The following is a 9,091-nucleotide window of genomic DNA, read 5'->3' as shown; positions in this document are numbered from 1 at the left end:
CGACGCCGGCGTCGACGTCGTCGAGCTCGGGGTCCCGTACTCCGACCCCGTGATGGACGGACCGCTCATCCAGCGCGCCGTCGAGCACGCGCTCGCGGGCGGCGTCCGGGTCCGGCTGCACGTTCGGCTGCGGCTGCGGCTGCGGCTGCGCCTGCGACTGCGGCTGGGTCGTCGGGCGCGCGGAGGCCGGGCCGTGGTGCGCCGGGCCCTGGTGCTCGGGGCCGTGGGGCGCCGCGCCGTACTGCCCGGGCGTGTGCGGCGTCGTCGTGTGCGTGCTCGTGCCGTCGGTGTGGCGGACGATGCGCAGCGACGTCGGCTCCATCGCACGCCGTGGCGGCGGCGTGCGCCTCAGGGGATGGACGTCCACGATGCGCGCGCCGTCCGCGCCGGGCACGACGCCGACCTGCAGGATGTCTACCTGCCAGCCCGGCTGGAGGAGGAACTCGACGATCTCCTGGATCCCCTCCGCGATCGCGGAGCACACGAGCAGGAGGCGCGCGCCGCTGCGGACGGTCGTGGGGAGCAGCGTCGTGGCGGGCACCGTCTCGCGGAACGCGGCGAGGTGGGCGGCGAACCGGGTGGGCCCGCCGCGGTAGACCGCGGCGAAGTCCTGCGCGCTCATGCCCGCGGCCCGTCCCGCGAACCGCAGCCCGCGGATCACGGCGACCTCGTCGAGGACCGGCACGATCTCGACGACCACCGGCTGGCCCGCGGCGTCGACCGCGAGCAGGTAGGGCTCGTCCTCGTCGCCGCTGCGCAGGCGGATCGGCAGCAGCCGCTCGCCGAGCAGGGTGTCGAGGTGCTCGGCGAGCACGCCGGACGCCGCTCGGGTGAACGCGCTGGTGGCGGGCTCGAGCGGGTGGACGGCCACGGATCTCGTGCCTTCGACCTGGAACATGGGGGATGCGCTTCCGGTAGAGCGGGGGCTCTTCGACCGCCCGAAGCCTACGGTCTGCGGTGGTCTGTCCGGAATGCCCCGTTCGGCGGAAGTTACTGCTCCGTGTCGAAAGCGTGCGGGGGCACCCGTACCACTACGAGAAATCCCGCAGTGGTCACGGCAGGCGCGAGGCGAGCAGCTGCGCGAGATGGGTCATCCGCGCTCCCGCGAGGTCCTGCGCCTGGGTCCGGCACGAGAAGCCGTCCGCGAGCAGGACCGTGTCCGGTGCCGCCTCGCGCAGCGCCGGCAGCAGCGCGTGCTCGGCCACGGCGACGGACACCTCGTAGTGCCCCTTCTCCATGCCGAAGTTCCCGGCCAGCCCGCAGCAGCCCGCGAGCGTCGTGACCGTCGCCCCCGCGGCCCGCAGCAGGGCACGGTCCGCGTCGTACCCCATCACCGAGTGGTGGTGGCAGTGCGGCTGGGCGACGACGGTGACGTCGGCGAGGCTCGGCAGCTCCCAGGCGTCCGGACCGACCGGCGGGGGCGCCGTGAGCAGCTCGGCCAGGGTGCGCGTCGCCCGCGCGACGGCGACCGCACGCGGGTCCTCGGGCAGCAGGTCGACGAGGTCGGAGCGGAGGACCGCGGTGCACGAGGGCTCGACGCCGACGATCGGGATGCCGTTGACCGCGTACGGCCCGAGCACCGCGAGCAGCTCACCGAGCCGCGCCTTGGCGCCGTCGAGCTGACCCGTGCTGATCCAGGTGAGCCCGCAGCACGCGTCCTGGTCCGGCACGATCACCTCGTACCCGGCGGCGCGCAGCACCTGGATCATCGCGCGCGGCACGTCGGGGTCGAACCCGTCGCTGAACGAGTCGGTCCACAGCACGACCCGCCGCGCGGGATCCGTCGCGCCGGTCGCGTGCGACGTCGCCCCGGCCGTCGCCTCCCCCATGCCCTCGGTGCCGTGGTGACGACCGTCCTGGGAGGACCACCAGCGGCGGAACGTCGTCGAGGCGAAGGCCGGGACGGAGCGACGGGTGTCCATGCCACCTGCCGCGAGGACGGCCTTGGCGAGCGGGCGCACCCCGAGGACGGCGTTCGCGAGGCCGCCCGCGCGGAGGCGTCCCACCAGCCGCGACCACCGCGGCAGCCAGCCGAGCGCGTAGTGGGTGCGCGGCCGCAGCCGCCCGCGGTACGAGCGGTGCAGCACCTCGGACTTGTACTGCGCCATGTCGACGCCCGCGGGGCAGTCGCTCGAGCACGCCTTGCAGCTCAGGCAGAGGTCGAGCACCTCGTGCACCTCGGCGGACCGCGCGCCGCCCGTCACGAGGGTGCCGTTGGCCATCTCCTGCAGCACGCGCGCGCGGCCGCGCGTCGAGTCCTTCTCGTCGCGCGTCGCGAGGTACGACGGGCACATGAACCCGCCGGAAGCGCCCGAGTCGGCACGGCACTTGCCGACACCGACGCACCGGTGCACGGCCGTCGTCATGTCGCCGCCGTCGTGCGCGAAGGAGAAGCCGCTCGTGCGCGCGATGGGCAGCGCGTGCGGTCGGCGGAGGTCCGCGTCGATGGGGCGCGGGTCCACGAGCACGCCCGGGTTCAGCACGTCGGCCGGGTCGAACAGCTGCTTGACCGCGCCGAAGAGGTCGATCGTGGCCTGCGAGTAGATCAGCGGGAGGAGCTCCGAGCGCGCCCGCCCGTCGCCGTGCTCGCCCGAGAGCGACCCCCCGTGCGACGCGACGAGCCGCGCCGCGTCGGTCATGAAGGCGCGGAACCCCGCCACGTCGTCGCGCCGCTCGAGCGGGATGCCGAGCCGCACGTGGATGCACCCGTCGCCGAAGTGCCCGTACGGGAGGCCCTCGACGCCGTGCTGCGCCATGAGCGCGTCGAAGTCGCGCAGGTAGGCGCCGAGCCGCTCGGGCGGGACGGCCGCGTCCTCCCACCCGGGCCACGCCTGGGCACCCTCGGGCGTCCGCCCCGCGAGGCCCGCGCCGTCGGCACGGATCTGCCACATCGACGACGCCTCGGGGCCGGGCGGGATGACGCGGGCCGACGTCGTGCCCGCGTCGGCCGCCATGGCGCGCGCCCGCTCGAGGGCCTCCTCGCGCGTCGCGCCGCCCATCTCGACCATGAGCCAGCCGGCACCCGCGGGCAGCTCGGGCACGTGCGCCTCGCCGCGGTGCCGGCGCACGACGTCGACCAGGCGCGCGTCGAGCCCCTCGACCGCGAGCGGCGCGTGCGCGAGCAGCGCGGGGACGGCGTCGGCGGCCGACGGCATGTCCGGGTACCCGAGGACGACGAGCACCGCCGCGTCCGCCACCGGGACGAGCTGGACCGTGGCACCCACGACGGTCACGAGGGTGCCCTCGGTGCCGACGAGCATCTTCGCCAGGTCCGCGCCGCGCTCGGGGAGCAGGTGCTCGAGCGAGTACCCCGAGACCTGCCGCTCGAAGCGCCCGAGCTCCGTGCGGATGGTGCTGAGGTTCGCGGCCACCAGGTCGCCGAGGCCGGGGACCGCGTCGAGCGCGCCCGCGCCGCGACCCGCGGTGAAGCGGCGGCCGTGCCCGTCCACGACGTCGAGCGCGACCACGTTGTCCGCCGTGCGCCCGTAGGCGACGGCGTGCGGCCCGCACGCGTTGTTGCCGATCATGCCGCCGAGCGTGGCGCGGTTCTGCGTCGAGGGGTCCGGTCCGAAGCGCAGGCCGTGGGGCCGCGCCGCGGCCTGCAGGCTGCTCATGACGACGCCCGGCTCGACGACGGCGGTCCGCGCAGCCGGGTCGATCTCGCCGATCGCCGTCAGGTGCCGCGACGTGTCGACGACGATCCCCGTGCCGACGGCGTTGCCCGCGACGGACGTGCCACCGCCGCGCAGCGTCAGCGGCGTCCCGGTCGACCGGGCGACCTCCGTGACGGCCACGAGCTCGTCGACGTCGCGCGGGAAGACGACCACCTCGGGCACGACGCGGTAGTTGGACGCGTCGGTGCTGTACTCGGCACGGCGCCGCGTGGACACGTCCACCTCGCCGACCGCCGACCGCAGCGCGGCGAGCAGGTCCCGCGCCGTCCCGGCGGCGGCCGCGCCGGTCGCGTCGGAGGTCGTGGTCGCCACGCGCTGATCCTGCCATCCGCGGCCGACACCTCGGACCCGGCGTCCGACGTGCGGCGCCGCGCGGTGCGGGGCAGCCTGGGCACGCCGCCCGCGAGGGCCGGCCACACCGCACGCGACCACGGCACGGCGACCACTGGAGGATGCATGCGCGCGCTCACCTGGCAGGGCACGGAGAAGGTCAGCGTCGAGTCCGTCGCGGACCCGGCGATCCTCGAGCCCACCGACGCGGTGATCCGGGTGACGTCGACCGCGATCTGCGGCTCGGACCTGCACCTCTACTCGACCCTCGGCATGTTCATCGACAAGGGCGACGTCCTCGGCCACGAGGCCATGGGCTACGTCGAGGCCGTCGGCCCGGGCGCCACCGCGCACCTGTCCGTGGGCGACCGCGTCGTCGTGCCCTTCGTCATCGCGTGCGGCACGTGCCACAGCTGCCGCCGCGGCCTCACCACCCAGTGCGAGACGACGCAGGTCCACGAGCACCACAAGGGCGCCCGGCTCTTCGGCTACACCAAGCTGTACGGGCAGGTGCCCGGCGGGCAGGCGCAGTACCTGCGCGTCCCGCAGGCGCAGTTCGGACCCGTCGTCGTGCCCGACGACGGCCAGCCGGACGAGAAGTACCTGTACCTGTCCGACGTGCTGCCGACGGCCTGGCAGGCGGTCGAGTACGCGGACGTCCCCGCGGGCGGGACGGTCGTCGTGCTCGGGCTGGGGCCGATCGGCCAGATGGCCGCCCGGATCGCCGCGTACCGCGGCGCGGGCCGCGTGATCGCCGTCGACCTGGTGCCCGAGCGGCTCGAGATGGCGCGCCGGCACGGCATCGAGGTGCTCGACCTGCGCGACCACGACGACCTGCCGGCCGCGATCCGCGACCTGACCGACGGCCGCGGCCCGGAGTCGGTCGTCGACGCCGTCGGCATGGAGGCCCACGGCTCACCGGTCGCCGAGGCCACGCACAAGGTGGCCGCGATGCTGCCCGACGCCGTCGCCCGCAAGGTCATGGACGTCGGCGGGATCGACCGCCTCGCCGCGCTGCACACCGCGATCTCCGTCGTGGGGCGCGGCGGCACGCTCTCGCTCTCGGGCGTGTACGGCGGCGCCGCGGACCCGATGCCGATGATGGAGCTGTTCGACAAGCAGGTGACGCTCCGCATGGGCCAGGCCAACGTGCAGCACTGGGTGCCGGAGATCCTCCCGCTCGTGCAGGGCGACGACGACCCGCTCGGCGTGCTCGACCTGCGCACGCACCGGGTCTCGCTCGAGCAGGCGCCGCAGTACTACGAGACGTTCCAGAAGAAGGAGGACGGCTGCATCAAGGTCGTCCTCGACCCCACGCTCCCTGCGTCCGCCTGACGCCCCCACCCGCAGACGGGAGCGTCCCGGACCCGGCACGCGGGCGTGCCGGGCCGGGACGCTCCGGTCTGCGGTCTGTCGCGGTGGTCAGGACAGGTTGGTCAGGACAGCTTGGTCAGGACAGGGCGGCGTCGAGGGTGATGCTCGTCCCGGTGAGGGCCTTGCTGACCGGGCACGTGTCCTTCGCGTCCTGCGCGGCCTTGGTGAAGCCGTCGGCGTCGAGGCCCTCGACCTCGCCCCGCACGGTGAGCGCGATGCCGCTGATGCGGAAGCCGCCCGCCGGGTCCGGCCGCAGCTCGACGTCGGCGCTGACCTCGAGGCTCTGCACGGTGCCCCCGGCCTCGCCGACCAGGGCGGACAGCTGCATCGCGTAGCACGACGAGTGCGCGGCCCCGATGAGCTCCTCCGGGCTGGTGGTGCCGTCGGCGTCGTCCGCGGCACGCTTGGGGAAGGAGACGTCGAAGGTGCCGACCTTGGAGCTGCTCAGCTCGACCTGGCCGCTGCCCTCGGCGAGCGAGCCGTTCCACGCGGTGCGAGCGGTACGGGTGGGCATGATGGACCTCCAGGAGGACGGATGGACGGGACGTCTCGACGCTATCGGTGGCGGCACGGCGCGGCACCCCCGCACGGACGGCCGTCCCGATGACCGGACCGGCAGGGGCACCGCGGGGGGACCGCGTCGCCGAGGCGATGCGCGCGGTCCCGCGCACCGGGTTCCTGCGTGAGCACGAGCGACGCCGTGCCGCCGAGGACCAGCCCCTGCCCATCGGCCGCGGCCAGACGAGCTCGCAGCCGAGCACCGTCGCGCGCATGCTGCGCGAGCTCGACCCCCCGCGCGGGGCACGCGTGCTCGACGTCGGCTCCGGCTCGGGCTGGACGACCGCGCTGCTCGCGCACCTCGTGGGCGAGGACGGCGTCGTCGTCGGGGTGGAGCTCGAGCCCGAGCTCGCCGTGTGGGGCGGCGCGAACGTCGAGGCGACCGGGCAGCCCTGGGCGACGGTGGAGCTCGCGCGACCGGGCGTGCTCGGCGTGCCCGACGGCGGGCCGTACGACCGCATCCTCGTGAGCGCCGAGGCGCAGGAGCTCCCCGCGGCGCTGGTGGCGCAGCTCGCCGTCGGCGGGCGCATGGTGATCCCGGTGCGCGGCGAGATGCTGACGGTCGACCGGCGCGGACCTGCCCCCGACGACGTCGCCGTCCGCCGCCACGGCGCCTACCGCTTCGTCCCCCTCCGCTGACGCGCGGACCCGCCCGCCGACGCGTCGCCATGCCCGCCGGCGCGTCGCCGGCTGCGGGGGCAGACGCCGCGGCCGGGGCCCTCAGGGCAGGATCGGGTCGTCCGGGCCGTAGGGGGCGAAGCCCAGGCGGCGGGCGTCGTGCGCGACGACGTCGTCCGCGTGCGCCACGAGGGAGGCGACCGTGTCCGCACCGGCGCGCACGAAGCGGCCCGACCACGCCTCCAGCTCGCCGTCGATCACGCCCAGGAGCAGGTCCACGCTCGCCTCGACGGGCGTCCACTCGGTGCGCCCGTCCCATTGCGGCATGCTCGCCGTCATGTCGGTCGCGACGACGCCCGGCGCGAGGTCGAACACCCGCAGGCCGGCCTCGCGGTACTGCGCGTCCAGCACGCTCGTGAACCGCGCGAGGGCCGCCTTGCTCACGCCGTACCCCGTGTAGGCGGGCGACGGCCGGTACGCGGCACCGGAGCTGAGGTTGACGATGCGGCCGCTCCCGCGCGCGAGCATCGCGGGCAGCAGCGCGTGCGTGACGAGGAACGGACCGCGCACGTTCGTCTCGACGACGCGCCACACGTCGTCGAGGTCGTCGTCGGCGAACGCCACCTCCTGACGCTCGATCACGCCCGCGTTGTTGACGAGGAGCCCCACGCCGCCGTCTCCCGCGAACGCCTCCTCGACCTGCGCGGCCGCGGTCCGCACGGCCGTACCGTCCGTCACGTCGACCGGCACGACGGCGGCCACGGCGTCCGGCCCGCCGACGCCGCCGCGGATCTCGTCGGCGACCGCCTCGAGGTGCGCGGCGGTCCGGCCGAGCAGCGCGACCCTGACGCCGCGCGCGGCGAGGCCCGTCGCCAGACCGCGACCGATGCCGCGGCCGGCGCCCGTGACGACGGCGGTCCGCGGTGCCGGGACGGTCGCGTGGTGGTCGGTCATGGGGTGCCTCCGTGGTCGAGGTGCTTGATCATGCCGAGGAGCGCGAGGTCGGTGCGCAGCGGCAGCCCGAACCGCTCGTCGCCGTACGGGAATGGGTGGCGCACGCCCGTGAGGCGGAAGCCGCAGCGCTCGTACCAGGCGAGCAGCTCGGGACGGTGGTCGAGCACGGTCAGCTCGACGGTCGCCCGATCCCACGCGAGCGTCTGCCGCTCGGCGGCGGCGAGCATGCGCCGGCCCAGGCCGCGCCCCTGGATCTCGGGCCGGACGGCGAACATCCCGACGTAGGCCGACGTCTCGCGCCGCTCGACGTGGCAGCACGCCACCAGACCCGTGCCCACGTCCTCGGGGCAGGCGTCGAGGACCAGCACGACGCCGTCGTCGGCCGCGACGAGCTCGCGGACCATGGCGGCGTCGGCGCGCTGCCCGCCGACGAGGTGGCTCTCGGTCGTCCAGCCGCGCGTGCTCTCGGCGCCGCGGTAGGCGGCGTGGACGAGCTCGGCGACGGCCTCCGCGTCCGCGTCGGTCGCGAGGCGCGGCGCCGCAGCGTCCGGGACGCCGCCCTGCGCCTGACGGAGGTCGCTCGCCGTCACCGGTCCCCGCGCCGTCATCGCTGCCGCCGCATCGCTCCGACCGCCACTCAGAGGCCGTCGGCCACCGCGGCGGCGACGTGCAGCCAGGCGTCGCGCGTGTGGGTCGACAGGGCGTCGTAGTCGATGGGACGTCCGGTGACGAGCGACGGGTCGTAGGGGACGTCGAGCACGGCGCGGGTGAGACGGCCGAAGTGCTCGTGGAGGCGGTCGGCGAGCGCGTCGTCGCGCTGCGCGGCAGGCGCCGAGAGGACGGTCACGGCCTTGCGGACCACCTCCTCGTGACCCGTGGCCCGCAGGGCGTCGACCGCCCAGGCGGCCGACTGCGACGTGTCCTCACGCACCGTCGAGACGAGCACCACCTGGTCGGCGGCCTCGATCGCCGCCTGCCAGTTGGACGCGCGCATGTTGTTCCCCGTGTCCACGACCATGACGCGGTAGAACCGCGACAGCGTGCGGTGCAGCGACCGGAACGCGAAGGCGTCGATCGAGGCCGCCGACGCCGCGTCCTCGTCCGACGCGAGCACGTCGAACTGGGCGGAGCCCTGCGAGCGGACGTAGCCGTCGAGGTCGCCGACGCGGGCCGACCCCGGGTCGCTGAAGCGGTCCAGGTCCTGGAGCAGGTTCACCGCCGTGCTGTGGTGACGCGACTGCTGCGAGCGCCAGCCGAGGGTCCCCCGGGTCTCGTTGTTGTCCCAGGCGAGCGTGTAGCCGCCGCGGTGCATGCCGAAGGTCGCCGCGAGCATCATCGTCGCGGTCGTCTTGTGCGCCCCGCCCTTGGGGTTGATGACGACGACCGTCTTCGGGCCGTCGAGGCTGCGCTGCACCCGCGCGATCGCGCCGCGCCGTGCCTGCTCGACCCGGCCGGGGGGCGGCGCGATGAGGCCGCCGGTGATCCGCCGCACGGTCCCCTGCCAGCCGCTCTCGGCCGGACCCTCGGGCGGCGCGGGACGCGCGGCGAGCAGGTCGGTGAGCGTCGGCAGCTCGGCAGCCGCC

Annotated in this window: 7 protein-coding genes and 1 pseudogene; 3 read left to right on the top strand and 5 right to left on the bottom strand. The window is 75.3% G+C overall.

All coding sequences use genetic code 11. The annotated features are described in order from the left end of the window. Positions 1–115, top strand: a pseudogene (locus tag ICW40_RS13090) (tryptophan synthase subunit alpha); the annotation flags it as partial. Positions 116–1,052: 937 nt separating this feature from the next. Here ICW40_RS13090 and ICW40_RS13085 read toward each other — a convergent pair. After that, entirely contained in the window at positions 1,053–3,986 is a 2,934-nt protein-coding gene (locus tag ICW40_RS13085; protein WP_221654460.1) for an FAD-binding and (Fe-S)-binding domain-containing protein, read from the bottom strand. Positions 3,987–4,130: 144 nt separating this feature from the next. Here ICW40_RS13085 and ICW40_RS13080 point away from each other — a divergent pair, with 144 nt between their 5' ends. Next, on the top strand, positions 4,131–5,339 hold the full coding sequence (locus tag ICW40_RS13080; protein ID WP_221654459.1) for a zinc-dependent alcohol dehydrogenase: 1,209 nt from the start codon (positions 4,131–4,133) through the stop codon (positions 5,337–5,339). 115 nt (positions 5,340–5,454) lie between these two features. Here the strand turns inward: ICW40_RS13080 and ICW40_RS13075 are convergent, their stop codons facing one another. Continuing rightward, positions 5,455–5,892 carry an OsmC family peroxiredoxin gene (locus tag ICW40_RS13075; protein WP_221654458.1) on the bottom strand — a complete coding sequence of 146 codons (438 nt, stop codon included), beginning with the start codon at positions 5,890–5,892 and terminating at the stop codon, positions 5,455–5,457. An 89-nt stretch (positions 5,893–5,981) separates the two neighbouring features. Between ICW40_RS13075 and ICW40_RS13070 the strand changes: the two genes are divergently transcribed. Then, positions 5,982–6,575, top strand: a complete 594-nt coding sequence (locus ICW40_RS13070; RefSeq protein WP_221654457.1) for a protein-L-isoaspartate O-methyltransferase family protein — start codon at positions 5,982–5,984, stop codon at positions 6,573–6,575. 81 nt (positions 6,576–6,656) lie between these two features. Here the strand turns inward: ICW40_RS13070 and ICW40_RS13065 are convergent, their stop codons facing one another. The 3 genes from ICW40_RS13065 to ICW40_RS13055 form a co-directional block, all read right to left on the bottom strand. Then, positions 6,657–7,508: an SDR family NAD(P)-dependent oxidoreductase gene (locus ICW40_RS13065; protein ID WP_221654456.1), complete on the bottom strand. Its 852-nt coding sequence runs from the start codon at positions 7,506–7,508 to the stop codon at positions 6,657–6,659. Next, positions 7,505–8,098, bottom strand: coding sequence for a GNAT family N-acetyltransferase (locus tag ICW40_RS13060; protein WP_308121790.1), 594 nt, complete (start codon positions 8,096–8,098; stop codon positions 7,505–7,507). Before ICW40_RS13060 ends, ICW40_RS13065 begins: the two co-directional genes overlap by 4 nt. A 47-nt stretch (positions 8,099–8,145) precedes the next feature. Beyond that, positions 8,146–9,091: MinD/ParA family ATP-binding protein (locus ICW40_RS13055; protein ID WP_374199155.1), on the bottom strand; the 946-nt coding region annotated here is incomplete at its 5' end.

It is taken from the genome of Actinotalea ferrariae (assembly GCF_019733465.1).
GTDB lineage: Bacteria > Actinomycetota > Actinomycetes > Actinomycetales > Cellulomonadaceae > Actinotalea > Actinotalea ferrariae_A.
This window is presented reverse-complemented; position numbering and strand designations above follow the sequence as displayed.

What these genes read in the sequence shown, in the direction of transcription:
- ICW40_RS13080 (WP_221654459.1), top strand. Translation starts at nt 4,131, where the DNA reads ATGCGCGCGCTCACCTGGCAGGGCACGGAGAAGGTCAGCGTCGAGTCC.
- ICW40_RS13075 (WP_221654458.1), bottom strand. Translation starts at nt 5,892, where the DNA reads ATGCCCACCCGTACCGCTCGCACCGCGTGGAACGGCTCGCTCGCCGAG.
- ICW40_RS13070 (WP_221654457.1), top strand. Translation starts at nt 5,982, where the DNA reads ATGACCGGACCGGCAGGGGCACCGCGGGGGGACCGCGTCGCCGAGGCG.
- ICW40_RS13065 (WP_221654456.1), bottom strand. Translation starts at nt 7,508, where the DNA reads ATGACCGACCACCACGCGACCGTCCCGGCACCGCGGACCGCCGTCGTC.